The 21,001-nt window shown below is 43.5% G+C and carries 20 protein-coding genes; 3 read left to right on the forward strand and 17 right to left on the reverse strand.

Going from position 1 to position 21,001, the window contains the following annotated elements; all coding sequences use genetic code 11:
- Positions 1-76: 76 nt before the first annotated feature.
- The 10 genes from pepB to trmJ all read right to left on the reverse strand — a co-directional run bounded on the left by pepB (position 77) and on the right by trmJ (position 8,331).
- On the reverse strand, positions 77-1,372 hold the full coding sequence (gene pepB / locus LDO73_RS11850) for an aminopeptidase PepB (protein WP_224058054.1): 1,296 nt from the start codon (positions 1,370-1,372) through the stop codon (positions 77-79).
- Positions 1,373-1,615: 243 nt separating this feature from the next.
- Positions 1,616-1,816 carry a Fe-S cluster assembly protein IscX gene (gene iscX, locus LDO73_RS11855; protein ID WP_006661301.1) on the reverse strand — a complete coding sequence of 67 codons (201 nt, stop codon included), beginning with the start codon at positions 1,814-1,816 and terminating at the stop codon, positions 1,616-1,618.
- 36 nt (positions 1,817-1,852) lie between these two features.
- Entirely contained in the window at positions 1,853-2,185 is a 333-nt protein-coding gene (fdx, locus tag LDO73_RS11860) for an ISC system 2Fe-2S type ferredoxin (RefSeq protein ID WP_224058055.1), read from the reverse strand.
- Between the two features lie 2 nt (positions 2,186-2,187).
- A complete protein-coding gene (gene hscA / locus LDO73_RS11865; protein WP_224058056.1) occupies positions 2,188-4,056 on the reverse strand; it encodes a Fe-S protein assembly chaperone HscA in 1,869 nt (622 codons plus the stop codon).
- 12 nt (positions 4,057-4,068) lie between these two features.
- Complete coding sequence (gene hscB, locus LDO73_RS11870; RefSeq protein ID WP_036949485.1) at positions 4,069-4,590, reverse strand: co-chaperone HscB; 522 nt, start codon at positions 4,588-4,590, stop codon at positions 4,069-4,071.
- Positions 4,591-4,702: 112 nt separating this feature from the next.
- Positions 4,703-5,026, reverse strand: a complete 324-nt coding sequence (gene iscA / locus LDO73_RS11875) for an iron-sulfur cluster assembly protein IscA (RefSeq protein WP_036949483.1) — start codon at positions 5,024-5,026, stop codon at positions 4,703-4,705.
- 204 nt (positions 5,027-5,230) lie between these two features.
- Positions 5,231-5,617 (reverse strand): Fe-S cluster assembly scaffold IscU, encoded by a 387-nt coding sequence (gene iscU, locus LDO73_RS11880; RefSeq protein ID WP_036949481.1) that lies wholly within the window; start codon positions 5,615-5,617, stop codon positions 5,231-5,233.
- A 24-nt stretch (positions 5,618-5,641) separates the two neighbouring features.
- The gene (locus tag LDO73_RS11885) at positions 5,642-6,856 is read right to left on the reverse strand and encodes an IscS subfamily cysteine desulfurase (RefSeq protein WP_132495564.1); all 1,215 of its coding nucleotides are present in this window, start codon (positions 6,854-6,856) and stop codon (positions 5,642-5,644) included.
- Between the two features lie 128 nt (positions 6,857-6,984).
- The gene (gene iscR / locus LDO73_RS11890) at positions 6,985-7,482 is read right to left on the reverse strand and encodes a Fe-S cluster assembly transcriptional regulator IscR (RefSeq protein WP_036949477.1); all 498 of its coding nucleotides are present in this window, start codon (positions 7,480-7,482) and stop codon (positions 6,985-6,987) included.
- Positions 7,483-7,599: 117 nt separating this feature from the next.
- Entirely contained in the window at positions 7,600-8,331 is a 732-nt protein-coding gene (gene trmJ / locus LDO73_RS11895; protein ID WP_224058057.1) for a tRNA (cytosine(32)/uridine(32)-2'-O)-methyltransferase TrmJ, read from the reverse strand.
- A gap of 124 nt (positions 8,332-8,455) precedes the next feature.
- Between trmJ and suhB the strand changes: the two genes are divergently transcribed.
- Positions 8,456-9,259, forward strand: a complete 804-nt coding sequence (gene suhB / locus LDO73_RS11900; RefSeq protein ID WP_224058058.1) for an inositol-1-monophosphatase — start codon at positions 8,456-8,458, stop codon at positions 9,257-9,259.
- An 82-nt stretch (positions 9,260-9,341) separates the two neighbouring features.
- Here the strand turns inward: suhB and LDO73_RS11905 are convergent, their stop codons facing one another.
- Both LDO73_RS11905 and glyA read right to left on the reverse strand, forming a co-directional pair.
- Complete coding sequence (locus LDO73_RS11905) at positions 9,342-10,493, reverse strand: 3-phenylpropionate MFS transporter (protein ID WP_224058059.1); 1,152 nt, start codon at positions 10,491-10,493, stop codon at positions 9,342-9,344.
- A gap of 129 nt (positions 10,494-10,622) precedes the next feature.
- On the reverse strand, positions 10,623-11,876 hold the full coding sequence (glyA, locus tag LDO73_RS11910; RefSeq protein WP_036949469.1) for a serine hydroxymethyltransferase: 1,254 nt from the start codon (positions 11,874-11,876) through the stop codon (positions 10,623-10,625).
- A gap of 350 nt (positions 11,877-12,226) precedes the next feature.
- Between glyA and hmpA the strand changes: the two genes are divergently transcribed.
- Complete coding sequence (gene hmpA / locus LDO73_RS11915; protein ID WP_224058060.1) at positions 12,227-13,426, forward strand: NO-inducible flavohemoprotein; 1,200 nt, start codon at positions 12,227-12,229, stop codon at positions 13,424-13,426.
- A gap of 186 nt (positions 13,427-13,612) precedes the next feature.
- Here hmpA and glnB read toward each other — a convergent pair whose 3' ends face one another.
- The 5 genes from glnB to LDO73_RS11940 all read right to left on the reverse strand — a co-directional run bounded on the left by glnB (position 13,613) and on the right by LDO73_RS11940 (position 19,240).
- The gene (glnB, locus tag LDO73_RS11920; RefSeq protein WP_004921424.1) at positions 13,613-13,951 is read right to left on the reverse strand and encodes a nitrogen regulatory protein P-II; all 339 of its coding nucleotides are present in this window, start codon (positions 13,949-13,951) and stop codon (positions 13,613-13,615) included.
- Between the two features lie 12 nt (positions 13,952-13,963).
- On the reverse strand, positions 13,964-15,586 hold the full coding sequence (locus tag LDO73_RS11925) for an NAD+ synthase (RefSeq protein WP_224058061.1): 1,623 nt from the start codon (positions 15,584-15,586) through the stop codon (positions 13,964-13,966).
- Between the two features lie 41 nt (positions 15,587-15,627).
- A complete protein-coding gene (gene glrR, locus LDO73_RS11930; RefSeq protein WP_224058062.1) occupies positions 15,628-16,968 on the reverse strand; it encodes a two-component system response regulator GlrR in 1,341 nt (446 codons plus the stop codon).
- Positions 16,965-17,654, reverse strand: a complete 690-nt coding sequence (qseG, locus tag LDO73_RS11935) for a two-component system QseEF-associated lipoprotein QseG (protein ID WP_263422571.1) — start codon at positions 17,652-17,654, stop codon at positions 16,965-16,967. The genes glrR and qseG overlap by 4 nt, the downstream gene beginning before the upstream one ends.
- A gap of 146 nt (positions 17,655-17,800) precedes the next feature.
- Entirely contained in the window at positions 17,801-19,240 is a 1,440-nt protein-coding gene (locus LDO73_RS11940) for a sensor histidine kinase (protein WP_224058064.1), read from the reverse strand.
- A gap of 1,129 nt (positions 19,241-20,369) precedes the next feature.
- On the opposite strand from LDO73_RS11940, the gene LDO73_RS11945 reads away from it, so the two are divergent.
- Complete coding sequence (locus LDO73_RS11945) at positions 20,370-20,996, forward strand: response regulator transcription factor (RefSeq protein ID WP_036949460.1); 627 nt, start codon at positions 20,370-20,372, stop codon at positions 20,994-20,996.
- Positions 20,997-21,001: the final 5 nt, after the last annotated feature.

Genomic DNA, 21,001 nt, shown 5'->3' on the forward strand with positions numbered 1-21,001 from the left:
TTCAAAAACCATTCATGTTAAAGAAAAAATCGCAGGTTGCATTGATTGCATCACTGCGATTTCATTATAACGCGAATTATTTTGATTTTTTGAGAAGTAAGTTGGCTAATGTTCTCACACCAATACCAGTTGCCCCTTCAGCCCATAAACTCACTGGCGATTTACGGTAAGTTGCTGAACAATCGATATGTACCCAGTTTTGACGATAATTTTCAACAAAGTGAGATAAGAAAGCCGCCGCTGTGCTTGCACCCGCAGTATGCGAAGGCGCTGCAATGTTGTTCAGATCAGCAAAGCCAGAAGGCAGTTGTTGGCGGTGGAATTCAGCTAATGGTAAGCGCCAGAATAATTCGAACTCTTCATCTGAGGCTGACATTAATTCTGCCACTAATTTGTCATCGAAGCTTAGTACGGAGTGGTAGTCATTACCCACAGCTGTTTTCGCAGCCCCTGTTAAGGTTGCCGCATCGATTAATAACGTTGGTTTCTCTTTGCATGCATCGATTAAACCATCCGCTAAAACTAAACGCCCTTCTGCGTCCGTGTTCATGATTTCAACGGATTTGCCATTACGATAGCGGATAATATCCCCTAATTTAAAGGCATTAGCGCTAACCATGTTGTCTGCGATGCACAGGAATAGTTTTACGCGCTTGGTTAAACCACGAGTAATTGCGAGTGCTAAAGAACCCACTAACGTTGCTGCACCGCCCATATCAGATTTCATTGAATTCATTGAGGCGGATGGTTTGATGCTATAGCCCCCTGAATCGAAGGTAATACCTTTACCCACTAAACAGGCAAATACCGGCGCTTTCTCATCTTTACCTGGGTTGTAATCCAATGCTAGCAATACTGGAGGGCGGCTAGACCCACGACCCACAGTATGAATACCTGCATAACCTTGTTCTAATAAGTCATCGCCTTTGACAATGCGGTAACTGATATCTTGAGCGCCCACTTTGCACAGTAAATCGATTGAACGCTGAGCCAGTTGCTCAGGGCCTAATTCTTCCGCTGGCGCATTGATAATATCGCGAACCCAATCAATGGTATTGATACGTTGCTCTAATTCTTTACGATCTGCTTCTTGCAGAGCTGGCCATTCAATGGTTCTCGCCCCTTTTGGTGCACGAAAACCTTGCCAAAATGCCCAACTTTTTTCTAAATCCCAACCTTCACCCGTTAATGAAACATTGCGAATGCCTTGGCTATCTAACTTACGACCCGCACTTTGTACGGCACACAGTTTACCCGGATGCTTAAGGTGGATAGTCATGCCTTTATCGTTTGAACTTAATAGAGCGCCTTCACCCCAGCATGGTGCTGCAGGTTCGCATGTAATCATGACTGGCATAATTTGTTTGGTCATTATTTTTCTCACTTTATCCACTAAGTTGATTATTGCGGGATCTTGAATTTAGCTTATCACTTTCTGCTATCAATCTTTGCTAATTCGCCAACTATACCCTAAAAATGGCAATGTTATTGAGTTTAGTTTCTATCGAACCAATAGGTTATTTTAAAGCATTTCACTTACTGATATCTCTTGCCGCAGACGAAAAAAAACCGGATGCAACCTATTCAGCGCTATCCGGTTTTTTATCCACGAAAATTATTCGTACTCGTCCAGCCAGACTAACAGAATAGCTTCGAGGATTTTCTCGTTAGATTTTTGCGGGTCATCCTCAAAATCTTCTAAGTCGCAGATCCATTGATGCATGTCCGTGAAACGCACGGTTTTTGGATCTGTATCCGGGTAAGCATCATAGAGTGCCTCACCGATTTCACGACTGTTTGTCCACTTTAGGCTCATAGCTACCTCACTCTATTCAATGGCATGCAAGCAAACTCACTCTCTAGCGTGGTTAATAGTGTATCGAGGGAGCTCAACCACGAGATCCTCATCGGTCACTACTGCTTGACAACTTAAGCGGCTTTCAGGTTCTAGGCCCCATGCTTTATCTAGCATGTCATCTTCAAGCTCGCTGCTTTCTTCTAGAGAGTCAAAGCCTTCGCGAACGATGCAGTGACAAGTCGTACATGCACAGGATTTTTCGCAGGCATGGTCGATTTCAATTCCATTGCGCAGTGCTACGTCTAAAATAGATTCGCCCTCTTGTGCTTCGACTACAGCACCTTCTGGACATAACGTACTATGAGGTAAAAAAACGATTTTAGGCATAATTATATCTCATCCACAGAATGGCCTGACAGCGCCTGACGAATAGATGCATCCATTCGGCGAGCGGCAAATTCTTGGGATTTCTTATCCAGTTGTTTAATTGCATTTTCAATAACAGTAGGGTCTGTACCTTCTACTGCTTGGATTAACTCATTGACCGCATTATCAATTTCTGTCTCTTCGGTTGGAGTCAGTAAATGTGCATCTTGCTCTAATGCGCTCGTTAAACTTTCAAGCACTCTTGCTGCTTCAACTTTTTGCTCCGCTAGGCGGCGCGCATTTAAATCATCTTGCGCGTTAGTCATTGAATCTTTAATCATGGTTGAAATTTCGGTGTCAGTTAAACCGTAGGATGGCTTAACTTGAATCGATGCGGCAACACCTGTGGATTTTTCCATGGCACTCACGCTGAGTAAACCATCCGCATCCACTTGGAATGTGACTCGAATATGTGCGCCACCTGCCGCCATTGGTGGAATGTCACGCAGTGTAAAGCGGGCTAATGAACGACAATCCGAAACCATTTCACGCTCACCTTGTACAACGTGAACGCTCATGGCGGTTTGCCCATCTTTAAATGTTGTGAACTCTTGCGCACGGGCGACAGGGATAGTGGTATTTCGTGGGATCACTTTTTCCACTAAACCACCCATGGTTTCCAAACCTAATGACAGCGGGATCACATCCAATAGCAGCATGTCGCTATCCGGCTTATTCCCCACTAAAATATCGGCTTGAATTGCAGCTCCAATAGCAACAACTTTATCTGGGTCGATGGAGGTTAATGGTGTACGACCAAAAAACTCACCCACTTTTTCACGAACTAATGGCACGCGAGTCGAGCCGCCAACCATGACCACATTTAAGACATCGTCATTTTCTACGCCAGCATCTTTTAATGCGCGACGACATGCCATTAATGTGCGTTTAATGTGGGTTTCAATCAGTGATTCAAAGGTTTCACGGCTAACTGTACCTTGCCAATTTGACCCAGTGGCAGTCTTAGGTAAAGTAATTGTTGCGGAATCAGCATCACTTAATGCGATTTTTGTTTCGGTGGCAATGTTCAATAATTGGCGCGTTAAACGGTGATCACCTTGAATGGAAAGACCCGCTTCCTGTGCAATCCACTGTGCTAATACGTGGTCAAAATCATCTCCACCCAACGCAGTGTCACCACCTGTTGCCAACACTTCAAAGACACCGCGGCTCAGGCGTAAAATCGACACGTCAAATGTACCGCCACCTAAATCATAAACGGCGATCACCCCTTCTTGACCAGAATCTAAGCCATAAGCAATCGCGGCAGCAGTAGGTTCATTCAGTAAACGTAAAACATGCAAGCCCGCCAAACGAGCGGCATCTTTGGTGCCTTGACGCTGGGCATCATCGAAATAAGCTGGAACCGTGATCACCACGCCATCCATTTCACCGCCAAGAGTTTGCTCTGCTCGCTTTGCCAACGTTTTTAAAATATCCGCAGAAACTTGAATAGGATCCACTTGCCCTGCAGCCGTTTGAATAAATGGCAAACCATTTTCGCTAGCCGTTAGCTGATAAGGTAAATCCGGGTAACGTTTTTGAATATCGGCTAATGAGCGCCCCATCATGCGTTTCACTGAAATCACAGTGTTGACAGGATCTTGTTCAGATAACTGTTTCGCTTCCCAACCCACAATGCGGTTATCTGCTTGATAATTGACTACAGAAGGAAGCAAATAGCGCCCTTGTGCATCGGGTAATGCCGCCGCTTCACCGCTACGAACTGTGGCAATCAAAGAGTGTGTTGTACCAAGATCGATCCCTGCCGCCAACTTACGTTGGTGCGGCGCGGCGGTCATTCCGGGTTCGCTAATTTGTAATAAAGACATAATCGTTTTCTCTTAAAAGTCGTCTAGTAACCGTTCTTCGAGTTGCTCAGCTTGTTGCTGTAACTTATCGAGAAAACGCAATTTTCGGACGGTATCAGCGGCTTTTTCCCACTGCATCGCATCGAGTTCTGAAACCATCAAGGCGCTGCGCGTCTGCTGCATTTGTTTGACATTTTTCATAAAGGCAGACACCCGTTCAAGGGCTTGCGGGCTGTTTTCGATGTTATCTAACTCTTCGCGTAATTCGAGTTGCTCCATCAGGAATGCGGTATCATGCATGGTATGTTGTTCGTTATTTATATCAAAACCATGTAGTAACAGCATATATTCCGCGCGTTTCAGCGGATGACGAAGGGATTGATATGCCGCATTGATAGTCGCAGCATGTTGGAGTGCTTGCATTTTTTCCTGTTCTGAACAGGTTGCAAAGCGATCGGGATGATATTGTCGCTGTAATTCTTGAAAGCGATGTGTGAGTTGCTCACTGTCAATCGCGTAATTAGGGGTTAGCCCAAAAAGAGTAAAGTAATCCATAAGTGCTCAGTTTCTCGAACCGGGTACCAATGTAGCTAAGCTTAGCTAAAGATCATGTGGTCATTAACGCCACGTTAGTTACATTGGTCAAAGTCATGCTCATTTGAAGACATTATACGTGAAAACTTTCACCGCATCCGCATTCACTGTTAACGTTAGGGTTATTAAATTTAAACCCTTCGTTTAAGCCTTCTTTTACGAAATCCAGCTCAGTGCCGTCTAAATAAACCATGCTTTTGCCATCGACGATGACCTTAACACCTTTGTCTTCAAAAACGGTGTCTTCTTCATTAATTACATCAGCGAATTCAAGCACGTATGCCATTCCCGAGCAACCTGAAGTTCTTACACCCAAACGCAAGCCTTCGCCTTTACCACGATTATTCAAAAAAGATTGAATTCGTTGCGCTGCACTTTCAGTAAGAGAAATCGACATTGCAAACCTCACTTTAGAAACAAACAAGGCAGATGCTAGAAATTATTAGCATCCGCCTTCAAATCATCGGTACAACTCATTATATTTAAAGTTGCATAATAAATACATCTTTAATTAATTTGAGTTTAACTATCAGTCGTGGGCTGTCTATTTTTGTTGTTTATATGGTCTAAGGTACAGCCCTTACTTACTGATACTTATCTATTATTTGCCTTGGCGTTTGCTTTTGTAATCAGCAATAGCAGCTTTGATTGCATCTTCAGCCAGAATTGAGCAGTGAATTTTCACTGGTGGTAATTCTAACTCTTCCGCGATCGCTGTATTTTTGATTGATTCAGCTTCGTCTAAGCTTTTGCCTTTCATCCACTCAGTAACTAGTGAACTTGATGCAATTGCTGAGCCACAACCATAGGTTTTAAAACGTGCATCTTCAATGATACCGTCATCATTTACCTTAATTTGTAACTTCATAACGTCACCACAAGCAGGTGCACCTACCATGCCGCTACCCACGCTTGGATCATTGTTATCAAATGAACCGACGTTACGTGGATTTTCATAATGATCGATAACTTTTTCGCTGTAAGCCATTTTTAAACTCCTGAAACTGTCTGATTAATGGTGAGACCATTCGATGCTGTTGAGATCTACGCCTGCTTTAAACATATCCCATAAAGGAGACAGCTCACGTAAGTGGCCGATCGCACCATGAATTTGTTTAATTGCATAGTCAATTTCTTCTTCCGTCGTAAAGCGACCGAAAGAGAAGCGAATTGAGCTATGAGCCAGTTCGTCATTCATACCTAAAGCACGCAGCACGTATGAAGGTTCTAAGCTTGCAGAAGTACATGCTGAACCAGAGGAAACTGCTAAATCTTTCAGCGACATCATTAATGACTCACCTTCAACATAGTTGAAGCTGACGTTCAGAATGTGCGGCGCACCATTTTCTAAGTCACCGTTAAGGTAAACTTCTTCGATATCTTTAATGCCGTTCCATAAACGTAAGCGTAAACCACGCAGACGTTCAGATTCTTGAGCCATTTCTTCTTTAGCGATACGGTAAGCTTCGCCCATGCCCACGATTTGGTGAACAGGTAAAGTTCCTGAACGCATACCACGTTCATGACCACCACCGTGTTGTTGCGCTTCCAAACGAATACGTGGTTTACGACGAACATACAGTGCGCCGATACCCATTGGTCCGTACAGTTTGTGTGCAGAGAATGACATTAGGTCAACTTTTAACGCTGACAGGTCGATAGGTAATTTACCCACGCTTTGAGTGGCATCAACGTGGAATACGATACCACGGCTACGGCATAATTCGCCGATTGTAGCAATGTCCTGAACAATACCGATTTCGTTATTTACGTGCATGATTGACACTAAAATGGTGTCTTCGCGCATTGCCGCTTCTAACTCTTTCAGGTCAATTAAACCGTTGCTTTGAGGTGCTAAGTAAGTCACTTCAAAACCTTCACGCTCTAATTGACGGCATGTATCCAGAACTGCTTTATGTTCTGTTTTACAAGTGATGACGTGCTTGCCTTTTTTCTGATAGAACTGGGCAGCACCTTTGATAGCTAAGTTATCAGATTCTGTTGCACCTGATGTGAAGACGATTTCACGAGGATCGGCATTCACTAATTCAGCGATTTGATTACGAGCAATATCTACCGCCTCTTCAGCTTGCCAGCCGAAACGGTGTGAACGAGATGCTGGGTTACCAAAATTCCCATCCATTGTTAGACATTGCATCATTTTTTCAGCAACGCGCGGATCGACAGGCGTAGTTGCTGAATAATCTAGATAAATCGGTAATTTCATTGCTCACATACTCCAAAGGACAAGACAACTTTGCCTTTAATTTTTTAATGACCCCAAGGGTGCAAGCCGCTATAGGTTGGGCTTTTTCACCATTTGGTGATCGACTGCAATTTATAATCTATTTTATATTAGGCACGAACATTGATAATGGATTCTGGTGTAATGCCGTTCGGCATTGTTTTACGCTTTTCATTATCTTGCCTATCAGCAACATCCAAAACTTCTTGATTCTTAACCAGCTCATCAAGGCTGATGCTGCTGAGAAAACTGGTGATTCTGTCACTTAGGTCACGCCATAATGCGTGAGTTAAGCAGCGGTCGCCATTTTGACAACCTTCTTTATTACCCTGACAACGGGTTGCATCCACGGATTCATCGACCGCAGCAATTACTTCAGCAACAAAGATTTGGTCAGCATCACGCCCAAGCAAATAACCGCCACCGGGACCGCGAACACTAGAAACTAAATCGTTTTTACGTAAACGAGAGAAGAGTTGCTCAAGATAAGAGAGGGAGATTCCCTGACGTTCAGAAATGTCAGCTAAAGGTACTGGACCTGTCTGAGAATGTAACGCGACATCTAGCATCGCAGTTACTGCGTAACGCCCTTTGGAAGTGAGTCTCATAACATAAATACTCCGTGGTAAAATATGCAGCAATTGTGACATACCTGAGTAATTTGGTCAACTATTTACCTGACTAATTTACTCAAGTATTATGCTCACTTTACCACGGCATTAACCTCATTTTTTCGCCCATTTTTCCATTGATGTCAAAATGCCACGAAGAATGTGCAACTCTTGGGTTTCAACATGGGCACGGGTAAATAAACGTCGCAGTTTATTCATAATTAACCCTGGGTGCGCCTTGCGAATAAAGCCAGATTCGTTCAATACGCTTTCAAGATGAACATAGAAACGTTCTAAATCTTCCGCTGGTGGATATTCTACCTCATCATCGGTCGATGTTTGCGTATTTTTTTCTTCAATTGCCAAATACGCCATGCGGATCTCGTAGCTAACTAATTGAACCGCCATTGCCAAATTCAGCGAACCGTATTCTGGGTTGGTCGGAATATACAAATGATAGTTACATTTTTGCAACTCTTCGTTGGTTAAGCCGACGCGCTCACGACCAAAGACAATCGCAACTGGTGACTCTTTTGACTGCTCAACAGATTTCACACCGCATTCACGAGGCTCGACCATTGGCCAAGAAAGTGTGCGAGAGCGTGCGCTGGTACCAATGACTAATTTACACCCTTCTAGCGCTTCATCGAGAGATTTTACGATTTTAGCATTGCCAATCACATCACTTGCCCCTGCGGATAATGCAATAGAATGGGAATCAGGCTCGACGAGAGGATTAACTAAATAGAGATTTGAAAGCCCCATAGTTTTCATTGCGCGAGCGGTTGAGCCCATATTGCCAGTGTGTGAGGTTTCAACAAGAACGATACGAATATTTTCTAGCATGGTTTATACGTTGTCATGAAAAATTAATCGCAAGAGTCTAACACAAAATTGCTTATTGTGACGAACATCTATATACTTTGCGTCTCTTGATTTTCGTTCTTTAACATCCCAGTGGAAAATACCCATGCATCCGATGCTTAACATCGCCATACGTGCTGCACGTAAGGCTGGTAATTACATAGCTAAAAACTATGAAGATCCTCAGAACGTAACAGTAACCCAAAAGGGTGCTAACGATTTCGTCACTAACGTTGACCGTGACGCTGAGCAAATTATCGTTGATATTATTCGTAAATCTTACCCAGACCACACTATCATCACTGAAGAAAGTGGTGAGTTATTAGGTAAAGATGATGATATTCAATGGGTAATCGATCCACTGGATGGCACCACCAACTTCACAAAACGTCTCCCTCACTTCTCAGTCTCTATCGCTGTACGCATTAAAGGCCGTACAGAGGTTGCTGCTGTCTATGACCCAATGCGTAACGAATTATTCACGGCTGTACGTGGTCAAGGCGCTCAGATGAATGGTTACCGTTTACGTCTCGCTGAGAAACGCGATCTTGAAGGCGCAATTGTCGCTACAGGCTTCCCATTCAAACACAAACAACACGCTCCTATCTACATGAATATCATGGGCAAAATGTTTGACCAATGTGCAGATTTCCGTCGCACGGGTTCAGCGGCTCTGGATTTATGTTACGTGGCGGCAGGCCGTGTGGACGCGTACTTCGAAATCGGTTTAAAACCATGGGATTTCTTAGGTGGTGAACTGATCATGCGTGAAGCTGGCGGGATCATGACTGACTTCGTAGGCGGTCATAACTATTTAGCATCAGGTAACTTAGTCGCAGGTAGTCCGCGCGTTGTTCGCGATATTCTGGCTGCAATGAAAGATGAGTTATCTGAAGCATTAAAACGTTAATTTAACCCACGTTAAATTTGCTAAAAAGGGCGCTAGTGAAAACTAAGCGCCCTTTTTATTATTGCGTTATGGTAACCCCAGTCTAAGACTGAGCCGTCACTTTTGGTCGAATAAACAATGCAGGCACAGCCAAGAGCGCCATCAAATAAAACACGACACCATGCTGGTCAGGCATACGTTCATAAATATAACCAACCATAATGGTGATCACCGCAAGCCCTCCCCCAGTCGCTAATGCAGAATAAGCACCTTGCAACGGTATAATTTCATTTTCTTTACGCGCGCTAATAAAGCGCATTGCCGCTAAGTGGCAAACGGTGAAGGTTCCGCTATGTAATATCTGAACAATAATTAAGACTGGTAATGCAGTAAATGCCCCCATCATTCCCCAGCGGATAATTCCACAAACTGCGGATAATAAAAGTAAATTACGTGCACTCCAACGCCGGAATAATCGATGGCTCAGCATAAATACAATCACTTCTGCCACCACACCCAGCGACCATAAATTACCGATCACTAAATCGGAATAACCCGCTTCTTTCCAGAACAGCGAGGCAAATCCATAATATGCGGCATGAGCACCTTGCAACAGCGTCACACAGATTAAAAACAACAATACGTTTTTATCTGCAATCAGCTGTTTGAATGATACCTTATTTGCCCCATCGATTTTTGCCACACCCGCGGGCATAATCGCTGGTTTTAGCATCGCCCCTAATAATAAGGCCGCGCAGCTGATCACCAGCGCCACCATAATAGAGGTATGTCCCCACACGCCAGCGAAATAGCCCATTGACGATGACCCAATAATAAAGGCGATGGAGCCCCAAACACGGATTTTGCCATAATCAAAAGTAAACTGTTTTTGCCATGTTCCTGCCAGTGAATCCCCTAATGGCACCATAGGGGCAAAAAATAGGTTAAACCCTATCATGACGAACATCAGCCACGCCCAATGGGAGCCGAATGAAAATCCAATGGAGAAAATAAGGGAAAGCGCTGCCAGTAATCGCAATGCATTGATCAGTTTGGAAGGCTCTTTGACTTGGGGGGTGATAAACATTGCGCCAAGAAAACGCGCTGCAAGCCCGATACCTAACAAAAGCCCTATCATTTCTGCATCAATTCCCTCACCTTGTAGCCATACTGACCAAAATGGTAAGAAAATACTGTAGGCAAAAAAGTAGGTAAAATAATCAATCGCTAGCCAACGCGTTGATGGAATAACCATCACTCCTCCCTTATTTTTTATTCCCCTCCCTATGAAGGGGTTTACAACCGACAACAAAAAACCCGCTTTTACAAAGTGTAGAAGCGGGTTTATCGTGTTAATTCAGCTTACTTTATGAGCATATCGCCATTATGCATAAACTGGGTATTTTTTGCAGATAGCTAATACTTTCTGTTTAACAGCTTCAATGGTCGCTTCGTCATTGAGGTTATCCAGAATATCACACATCCAGCCAGCTAGCTCGCGTGCATCTGCTTCATTGAAGCCACGACGTGTAATTGCAGGAGAACCGATACGCACACCAGAAGTCACAAATGGGCTCTTCGGATCGTTAGGTACGCTGTTTTTGTTTACAGTAATATTTGCGCGACCCAGTGCAGCGTCAGCGTCTTTACCTGTGATATCTTTGTCAACTAAGTCAACTAAGAACAGGTGGTTTTCAGTGCCGCCAGATACCACTTTAAAACCGCGCTTTTGGAACACTTCAACCATCGCTTTCGCATTTTTAGCGACTTGCTGTTGGTAAGTTTTGAACGCAGGCTCCATCGCTTCTTTCAGTGCTACCGCTTTACCTGCGATAACATGCATCAGAGGACCGCCTTGTGAACCTGGGAATACCGCAGAGTTCAGACGCTTATACAGGTCTTCATCGCCGCCTTTAGCTAAAATCAGACCACCACGTGGGCCCGCTAAAGTTTTGTGCGTTGTTGTAGTAACGACGTGAGCATGTGGAACTGGGTTAGGGTAAACACCTGCCGCCACCAGACCTGCAACGTGAGCCATATCAACGAACAGGTAAGCACCGATGCTGTCAGCGATTTCACGCATCTTAGCCCAATCAACCACACCAGAATATGCGGAGAAGCCGCCGATGATCATTTTTGGTTGATGTTTTTTCGCTTGAGCTGCAATATCGTCGTAATCGATTTTACCGCTTTCATCGATACCATAAGGAACGATGTTATACAGTTTGCCGGAGAAGTTTACTGGAGAACCGTGAGTTAAGTGACCACCGTGTGCAAGGTTCATACCTAATACAGTGTCACCTGGTTGCAGCAGCGCCATATAAACGGCAGCGTTAGCTTGTGAACCTGAGTGTGGCTGTACGTTTGCGTAGTCAGCACCAAATAACTCTTTTGCGCGGTCGATAGCTAATTGCTCAACCACATCAACGAATTCACAACCACCATAATAACGCTTAGTTGGATAACCTTCCGCATACTTATTGGTCAGCTGAGAGCCTTGAGCCTGCATAACTCGTGGGCTGGTATAGTTTTCAGAAGCAATTAATTCAATGTGTTCTTCTTGACGTTGTACTTCTTTTTCCATTGCTTCCCACAGTTGTGGGTCGTAATCTGCAATATTCATTTCACGCTTTAACATTCGCTTCTCCTGCCTCAGCAATTCAATAAGGTAACAATCAATTCAACTTAATGACTGACAGTGTAAACTCTTTTTCGTCGTTGAGATAGCCCCTAAGAAAAAATATACGCAAACGATTGCATTAATTTTTTTGCTTTCAGATACCTTTAAACAACACAAAATATAATAGCGCACATTTCAATAATACCGAGATGAATATCTAACTTTGCTAGCCACCTCTAATTTTGCGGTGAATTCCCCCACTTTTTAATGCGTTAATTATTTACATTTCCCGCTAAATATTATAAGTTGCATATAAAATACATGTTTATAAATTCATAATATTATGAAAATAATTCAGGAGCACCTGTATGCTTGATCAACAAACTATCGCCACAATTAAATCCACCATCCCTGCCATCGCAGCAACTGGTCCTAAATTGACCGCTCACTTTTATGACAGAATGTTTAAACAACATCCTGAACTGAAAGATATTTTCAATATGAGAAATCAAACGAATGGCGATCAGCGTGAAGCCCTATTCAACGCCATTTGCGCCTATGCAGTCCATATTGAAACCCCAGAAGCGTTAATTGGTGCAGTGGAGAAAATCGCGCAAAAACACGCCAGCTTAAATATCAAACCAGAACATTACCCGATTGTCGGGGAAAACCTGCTCGCTGCGATTGATGAGCTACTGAGCCCAGGTCAGGAAGTGTTGGACGCATGGGGAAGAGCTTATGGCGTGCTGGCAGATATTTTCATTAACCGTGAAAGCGCGATCTACCATGAAAACGCCGAGAAATCTGGCGGATGGGAAGGCTTACGTGAATTCAAAGTCACTAAAAAGCAGCCTCAAAGTGCCGTTATCACCAGTTTTGAACTCACTCCAGTAGATGGTAAAGCGGTGGCGGATTATCATCCGGGACAATATATTACTGTATACCTGAATGAAAATAGTTTTGAAAATCAAGAGATTCGCCAGTATTCACTCACTACTGCGCCAAATGGAAAAACCTACCGTATTGCAGTGAAACGTGAAGAACAAGGCATCGTTTCAGGCTTCTTACATCAAAATCTCAATGAAGGCGATATTGTTCGTTTAGCGCCACCATGCGGTGATTTTTACCTTGATGTCGAGCCGAAAACGCCAGTGACTTTAATCTCTGCTGGCGTCGGCTTAACACCAATGCTTAGCATGCTTAACCACCTCACCATACACCAACACCAAGCACCTGTGAATTGGCTACATGCTGCTGAAAATGGGGATGTACACGCTTTTAATCAAGAAGTTAGTCAATTAATGACGCAACACAAGCAAGGCCATTCCGCAATTTGGTTTAATCAGCCCGCGCCACAAGACCAACAAGGTGAAGATTACCAATACCGAGGATTACTGGATTTAACGCAAGTTAAAGAGAAAGTGCTTCAGCCAAATATGCAATTCTATTTCTGTGGGCCTGTTGGCTTTATGCAACATGTTGGAAAGCAGCTAATTGAAATGGGTGTTGCTGCCGATAACATTCATTATGAGTGTTTTGGCCCTCATAAAGTATTACCGTTAAATTAATCGCAGCTATTCATTATAGTGAATTGTTTTTAAAGCTTTAGTTATAAATGATTTTTAATTTTTGCGGTAACGGACTCGCATATAAATATATTATCATCCCATGTAAGATATATTTATCCCGTTACCGCATTTTTCATTCTAGTTAACTCGCTAGCCAAAAGCTAAATAAGCCAACTAAGACAAAAATTAAATTGCTTCTTCGTCCTGCTCACCTGTACGAATACGAATTACGCGAGCGACGTCATACACAAAAATTTTCCCATCACCGATTTTGCCGGTTTGCGCCGTTTGCATAATGGTTTCTACACAGCTTTCAACAATATCGTCCGGCACAACGATTTCAATTTTTACCTTTGGTAAAAAATCCACCATATATTCTGCACCGCGATACAGTTCAGTGTGACCTTTTTGGCGACCAAAGCCTTTCACTTCAGTCACCGTCATACCGGTGATACCTACTTCAGCTAACGCTTCGCGCACATCATCAAGTTTGAATGGTTTTATAATTGCATCAATTTTTTTCATTTTCAGTTCCTGTTATGACCAGTTTTTACGGCCAAAACCTGAGGTAATCGGATAACGACGATCTTTACCGAAATTACGCATTGTGATCCGCGGTCCAACAGGAGCCTGACGGCGCTTATATTCGTTAATATCGACAAGACGCACAACTTTGCGAACAATTTCTCTATCAAATCCGAGCTTGATAAGGTCAGCCACAGATAAATCTTTTTCTACATAACCGTCTAGGATGGCATCTAACACATCGTAAGGCGGTAAACTATCTTGGTCTAATTGCCCTGGAGCCAGTTCCGCTGAAGGTGGTCTATCAATTACGCGCTGCGGAATTGCCGGCGATATTGTATTACGATATTTAGCCAGTTCAAAGACCAGCGTTTTTGGCACATCTTTAAGGACATCAAAGCCCCCTGCCATATCGCCATACAACGTTGAATACCCAACTGCAGATTCACTTTTATTGCTGGTCGTCAGCACTAAACGGCGGCGCTTATTGGACATCGCCATTAAAATCACGGCGCGGCAACGGGCTTGTAAATTCTCTTCTGTAGTATCCGGTTGAGTGCCTTCAAACATCGGCTGTAATTGTGCCATAAAGGCATCAAACATCGGTTCGATGGAGACGATATCAAACTCAACACCCAGTAATTCCGCCTGCTCTTTAGCATCATGAATGCTCATTTCAGCGGTGTAACGGAACGGCATCATAACGGCTTGAACCCTGTCTTTACCGATAGCATCCGCCGCGATCGCCACGGTTAATCCTGAATCAATTCCACCGGATAACCCTAAAATCGCCCCATTGAAGCCATTTTTGTTAATGTAATCGCGGGTTGCTAAGACTAATGCTTGATACACCTGCGCGATTTGAGACGCTTCAGGCTGCTTCGGCTGCTCAGTCACTAATTTCACATCTTCAAATGTGACTGTCGCCACTTGCTCTGCAAATTCAGCCAGTTGGTAGACTTGCTTACCTTTGTTTGCCAGCACTTTCGAGCCGCCATCAAACACGAGTTCGTCCTGTCCACCCACTTGGTTAAGATAGACAATCGGCATGCCTGTACGCTGAGCATGTTCCACCAGCAGATCACTGCGAATGTGCTCTTTATTTAAATCATACGGTGAAGCATTAATGGTGAGAACCAACTCAGCTCCCGCCCCTTTTACCGCATCAATCGGCTCGTCATACCAAATATCTTCGCAAATCAGTAAACCGAGCTGATAACCTTTGAATTCCACCACGCACGTTTTTTCTGCCGCAGTGAAATAACGAGGCTCATCAAAAACACCGTAATTAGGCAGTTCTTGCTTAAAGTAACGGGCTAATAGCTTTCCTTGGTGAAAAAATGATAATGCGTTATAAATTTCATTATCTTCGTACCACGGATGGCCTACGATAATTCCACATTGACCGCTAGCTTGTTGTAAACGTTTTAATTGCGCGGTGCAACGCTCTTCAAAATCGTGGCGGAAGAGTAAATCTTCAGGGGAGTAGCCTGTTAGAGCCAACTCAGAAAACATGACGATATCAGTATTTTCGGCATGCTCTTCAACAGTTTGCAACATCCGTTCGCAGTTGCCTTCGATGTCGCCAACCAGCCAGTTAAGTTGTGCCAGTGAGATATTAAGCTTACGGCTCATAACGTGTTTGTTCTCCCTTAATCCTTTAAGCTATAAAGGTTTTATTCTTTAAAATCATTCGCTTCTAAATCGTGACGCCCAAGTAATTTATAAAACTCGGTACGGTTGCGTCCCGCCATGCGTGCAGCTTGGGTCACGTTGCCTTTGGTCATCTGCAATAATTTACGCAGATAATTTAATTCGAATTGGTTACGTGCTTCCACAAAGGTCGGTAGCGCCGTATTTTCGCCTTCCAGAGCTTGACTAACGAGGGCTTCGCTGATCACTGGAGATGTGGTCAATGCGACACACTGTTCAATCACGTTCACTAACTGCCGCACGTTTCCGGGCCAGCTTGCGGTCATCAAGCACTTCATCGCATCACTCGAAAAACTGCGAACAAAGGGTTTATGACGGATCGCAGCTTCACGTAATAAATGATTAGCTAATAACGGAATATCTTCCGCGCGTTCATTCAACGCAGGGATCCGCAAGTTCACCACATTCAAGCGATAATAGAGATCTTCACGAAACTCGTTTTTCTCCATCGCTTTCGGTAAGTTACGGTGAGTCGCAGAAATAATGCGTACATCAATATCTAAATCGCGGTTGCTTCCTAGCGGGCGAACCTTACGCTCTTGCAGAACACGCAGCAATTTGACTTGCAGCGGCATCGGCATATCGCCAATTTCGTCTAAAAACAGCGTCCCACCGCTGGCGGCAAAAAACAGCCCTTCACGGCTACTCACTGCACCTGTAAACGCGCCTTTAGCATGCCCAAACAGTTCAGACTCAAGCAATTGTTCAGGCAATGCGCCACAGTTAATTGCAATAAACGGTTTATGAGCTCGTGGGCTAACTTTATGAATCGCTTGCGCTAATACTTCTTTACCCGTACCACTTTGTCCATTAATCAGCACACTCACATCTGATTGTGCCACCATATGGGCCTGTTCAAGTAAACGGATCATCAGCGGGCTACGCGTGACAATGCCAGCGCTCCACTCTTCATCACTAATTGGTGTTGAAGATAATGCTAACGCTTCATCAATGGCTTTATAAAGCGCGTCTTTATCAACAGGTTTGGTTAAGAAACTAAACACCCCGCGCTGCGTTGCCGCAACCGCATCAGGAATCGAACCATGAGCAGTGAGAATAATCACCGGAAGATTCGGATGGGCTTTTTGCACTTCATCAAACAGCGCCATGCCATCCATTTCATCCATTCGTAAATCACTAATAACGAGATCGATTTTTTCTTTCTGGAGTAATTTTAGTGCTTCAGGCCCACTTTCCGCTGTTGAGACTTTAAAACCTTCACTGCTCAAACGCATACCAAGCAGTTTTAGCAGGCTAGGATCATCATCCACCAAAAGTAAGTTAGCTGACTTACGGCCGGTCATTGTGCTTTATTCTCCGAGGAACTCTGTTCGGCTGAGGCTGGCTTCGTTTCTGTTGGTGCAGCAGCAGCGGCTTCATCTTCTTTTTCAACTTCATTCGCATTTTTCTTGCGAGAAGAGAGCTGGCGTTCAATATCCGTTAAGTTTTCTAACTTGCGGGAAGTGCTATTAAGCTCAAAACGCAGCTTGGCATTATCTTCTTTTAGGCGGTCAAGCTTTGCATCCATCTCTTGCTGCATACGTTTATAACGTGCATTCGCATCGGCAAGGTTGATCACTTGAACCTGCTGCTCGCGCCACAATTGCAATAATGGGCGAATTGGCGTTGGGAAGCTCAAACTATAAGTGTTAATGCTATCGAGCATTTGGCGACGTTCAGCGATTGTCGGCTCCGCTGAACCTAATAGAATATTTTTAGTAAATGAAGTAGACCAATCATTCACTTCAATCTTTTTCGCTTCAGCACGCGCTTTGTCAGCATCCATTCTGTCCACACAGCCCATCATACGTAACCAATAGAGGGCATTTTCCTGTGAGACAGGTTCTTGATTTTCCCAAATTGATTCGCAAGAAGCGTAACGATAATCCGTGGTTTTCACTTCTGGAATAACGACTTTGGCGAGGGTTTCTAATGGTGATTGACCATTCTTCGCCACACAACCCGTTAAAATGAGAGAGAATAAAATCATTCCCAAAGGAGTGCCAACGCGGGAAGATTTAATACATGTCCCACGACGAGTTGAGATTGTTTTTGTCTTTAACAATCTCGTTTTTGTCTTCGACAATATTGCGCTACACAATACCGCCAAAAAATCTGTAGACCTGTTTTGCATTATTATTCGTTCTCTGCGGTTAAAGGCAATTCAATTCGGAAGCAAACATCCGCTGATTTATGTGGCACTAATGATAATTCACCACCCATCTGCTTAATACAATCTTGCGCGATGCTAAGCCCTAACCCACTTCCTTTGACGGCACCTTTTCTTTGGAGGCTGCCTTGATAGAAAGGTTCAAAAATCATATTTTGCTCAGACTCAGGGATAGGCGTGCCCGTATTGGCAACCTCAATGAGTAATTTATTCCCTGTCCTGCGGCTTGAGATCCAAATATTACCTGATTCGCCACCATAGTGCACCGCATTGGAGTAGATATTATCAATAACCCTTCCGAGTAAGGTTGGTTCTGCAAGACAACTTTCCACTTTTAAGCGAACATCAGTGGTAATATCTTTCGCTCTTGCAGGTAAATTATGTGCATTAACAATATCTTCAATAAGCTTTTTCAAATCGACTTGCTGGGCAACGGGCGGCTCATCGACTAATTTCCGATTATAGTCAAGAAGCTGTTCAATAAGTTGCTGAAGATGCTTACTGCTCTGGTCAAGAATATCAACCACCTCTTTTTGCGAACTAGTTAACGGACCTGCAACCTCATCCGCCAATAATTCTGTTCCTTCTCGCATACTGGCTAATGGCGTTTTTAGCTCATGGGAAATATGACGTAAAAACTCATGGCGCTGGGATTCCAACCAAGCTAACCGCTCACTTAACCAAATAATTCGCTGAGCAATGATCCGTAGCTCTCTTGGGCCTTTAAAGCGGTCAGTATCATTTTCCAGAGTCAGCCCTGTTCCTAAGCGGTTAATCATGCGTTCAATGATTTTAACCGGGCCGATAATCATACGAGTAAATAAGGTCACCAACAGCGCGCTCAGCAAGAAGAGGATCAGTGTTTGCCAACCAAATAGTTGCCCTTTATTTGCAATGGCTTTTTGAAGCTGTTCACCACGGCTAAAAATAACCTCTCGAGTTTGCTGAACAACAGCCGTATTTTGCGCAGAGAATTGCTCTAACACTCTGGTAGTGGCTTCCATCGGTTCATTATTTTCACAACTAATCGCTTTCAGCTTTTGCAACCCAGTAAAGAGCCCTAACACTTCTGGCGTCTCTGGCAAAATAGTTTTTTGACGCTCCAGCATCTGTTCATAATCAGCAAACTGCTTTTCATACTGCGTCTGTAAGGCTTTATCTTGCAATACACAATACTGGCGATAACTGCGCTCCATTTCCAGCGCGAGGCTACTCATCGCTTCACTGCGCCGAGCATCAAGCAGCGTGGTTTTATTGATATCCGCCGCTTGGTTACTCAATTGTTCTAGACTTTGATAAGCCTGATAAGCCAATACCAATAATGGCAAAAGGACTAACCAAAAAGCCATGACCACTAACTGCCGCAATGAGCGCGGAAAAAGACGCAATTTACTCAACGCATTCATCTCTTACCTATTTATATGTAATTCAATGGTAGCAGAACTCCCGTTAATGCGAAAAGTGCTGTTTACATTGATGATAGATAAACCAATAGACAGATAGATAGCAATGTACATGCCAAGAAAGTGAGCTAAACGTGAATGATTTCAGATAAATAGATTAAATATACTGCGATTGGACGGGAAGATAAGCTCGATAGGGAGAAATATTGATACCCCAGAAATGGGAAGGCGGAGGGAAGAATTGCTTCTCACCTCCGCCAGCGATACTCGACATTACGCTTGAATGCCGATTTTTTGCATACGATTATGTCTTTCATTAAAGATAATCATATAGGTGGTGCCTCACTCCACGTGTCGCCCTGTGTTTGATAAAGCTCGAAAGCGAATATCGATGATTTGGACGGTAGGCACCTTACTTTGGCATCATTCGGGTTTTATGTGGTATGTTCCCATTTGCTAGGTTTCCCCAAGCTTGGACCTACATAAGCAATTGAATGAGCAACTGACGATTATTATGCACAACCCGTGCCAACTTTTCAATGATATTTTTATTTCATTGATTTTTATATGAATTTATTTTCTTACTTATTCTCATCATTTTTGAATTGCTATGAATACAAAAAAAAATCACTTACCCACCCAAAATCTGTCTCCAATTTAAGACAGTGAATCCCATCATTTTTAAAGCCCTTATTTATCAATATCATAAATGTCTCCTTTTAGAGACACCAACAAGCCCTGTTTGTCGCGAATAGTAGACACTCCAAAAAATTTGCCTATCTCCCACTATTTATATTCTCTTTAGACCTGTCTATTTTGTGTTGAATTGACGGTGATTTATCATTCATCAAAGCCAAAATAAATCGATGCCGTTGGCTCACTCACTTTGCCGGTATTTTAGCAGCGAGTGTATAGTCATTCACCAAAACCCATTTTATTTAATGGCAAACCCGTTTCATTCCCAAATAAAATATTGCCATCCTATTTATTATCGTTATGATCCTGCGCGTTTCATTTCTGATGTACGTCAGAATTTTATGTTATTCCGCTAGCTTATCCATCCCTATATTGATATAAGACTGGCAAATGGTCTCCTACTTACTTTCGATACTACAGTCCTCAATACGACAAAATGATAAAAATAGCCCTTATTGATGACCATATTGTTGTTCGCTCCGGCTTTGCCCAATTACTGACGTTAGAACCTGACATTAGTATTGTGGGGCAATACGCGAGTGCGCAAGAAGCATGGCCGCACCTAATTAGCCTCGATATTGACGTGGCAATTATGGATATTTCAATGCCAGATGAGAGCGGTTTACAACTGCTAACCCGTTTACGTAAAAAAAAGCCCGACTTTCGTACTATTATTTTAAGCATCTATGACACCCCTGCTTTCGTGCAAAGTGCACTCGATGCCGGTGCCAGTGCCTATCTCACCAAATGTTGCGGACCTGAGGAATTAGTCCAAGCGGTACGCTCTGTTTACCAAGGTGGATGCTACCTGTGTGCTGATGCTATGCGAGCCTTACGCCAAACACCGCAGCAAAAACAAGGTGTTCAAGAGCTCACTAACCGTGAGCGCGAAGTCTTTGATTTACTGGTGGCAGGCCTCAGTGTGAAAGTCATTGCCGAACAATTAAACCTCAGCCATAAAACAGTGCATGTACATCGCGCGAATGTCCTCGGGAAATTGCAATGCGAAAACACCATTGATTTAGTGCACTACGCCTTAGAACACAACATCATTTCTCGATAGACAGA

The organism is Providencia alcalifaciens (assembly GCF_915403165.1).
Lineage (GTDB): Bacteria > Pseudomonadota > Gammaproteobacteria > Enterobacterales > Enterobacteriaceae > Providencia > Providencia alcalifaciens_C.

Bases quoted from the DNA above. Each gene is read 5' to 3' on its own strand.
- iscU (WP_036949481.1), bottom strand. From the start codon at position 5,617: ATGGCTTACAGCGAAAAAGTTATCGATCATTATGAAAATCCACGTAAC.
- fdx (WP_224058055.1), bottom strand. From the start codon at position 2,185: ATGCCTAAAATCGTTTTTTTACCTCATAGTACGTTATGTCCAGAAGGT.
- glrR (WP_224058062.1), bottom strand. From the start codon at position 16,968: ATGACCGGCCGTAAGTCAGCTAACTTACTTTTGGTGGATGATGATCCT.
- glnB (WP_004921424.1), bottom strand. From the start codon at position 13,951: ATGAAAAAAATTGATGCAATTATAAAACCATTCAAACTTGATGATGTG.
- iscA (WP_036949483.1), bottom strand. From the start codon at position 5,026: ATGTCGATTTCTCTTACTGAAAGTGCAGCGCAACGAATTCAATCTTTT.
- LDO73_RS11945 (WP_036949460.1), top strand. From the start codon at position 20,370: ATGATAAAAATAGCCCTTATTGATGACCATATTGTTGTTCGCTCCGGC.
- LDO73_RS11940 (WP_224058064.1), bottom strand. From the start codon at position 19,240: ATGAATGCGTTGAGTAAATTGCGTCTTTTTCCGCGCTCATTGCGGCAG.
- qseG (WP_263422571.1), bottom strand. From the start codon at position 17,654: ATGATTTTATTCTCTCTCATTTTAACGGGTTGTGTGGCGAAGAATGGT.
- hscA (WP_224058056.1), bottom strand. From the start codon at position 4,056: ATGTCTTTATTACAAATTAGCGAACCCGGAATGACCGCCGCGCCGCAC.
- suhB (WP_224058058.1), top strand. From the start codon at position 8,456: ATGCATCCGATGCTTAACATCGCCATACGTGCTGCACGTAAGGCTGGT.
- LDO73_RS11925 (WP_224058061.1), bottom strand. From the start codon at position 15,586: ATGAGCCGTAAGCTTAATATCTCACTGGCACAACTTAACTGGCTGGTT.
- hscB (WP_036949485.1), bottom strand. From the start codon at position 4,590: ATGGATTACTTTACTCTTTTTGGGCTAACCCCTAATTACGCGATTGAC.
- trmJ (WP_224058057.1), bottom strand. From the start codon at position 8,331: ATGCTAGAAAATATTCGTATCGTTCTTGTTGAAACCTCACACACTGGC.
- LDO73_RS11885 (WP_132495564.1), bottom strand. From the start codon at position 6,856: ATGAAATTACCGATTTATCTAGATTATTCAGCAACTACGCCTGTCGAT.
- glyA (WP_036949469.1), bottom strand. From the start codon at position 11,876: ATGTTAAAGCGTGAAATGAATATTGCAGATTACGACCCACAACTGTGG.
- hmpA (WP_224058060.1), top strand. From the start codon at position 12,227: ATGCTTGATCAACAAACTATCGCCACAATTAAATCCACCATCCCTGCC.
- pepB (WP_224058054.1), bottom strand. From the start codon at position 1,372: ATGACCAAACAAATTATGCCAGTCATGATTACATGCGAACCTGCAGCA.
- LDO73_RS11905 (WP_224058059.1), bottom strand. From the start codon at position 10,493: ATGGTTATTCCATCAACGCGTTGGCTAGCGATTGATTATTTTACCTAC.
- iscX (WP_006661301.1), bottom strand. From the start codon at position 1,816: ATGAGCCTAAAGTGGACAAACAGTCGTGAAATCGGTGAGGCACTCTAT.
- iscR (WP_036949477.1), bottom strand. From the start codon at position 7,482: ATGAGACTCACTTCCAAAGGGCGTTACGCAGTAACTGCGATGCTAGAT.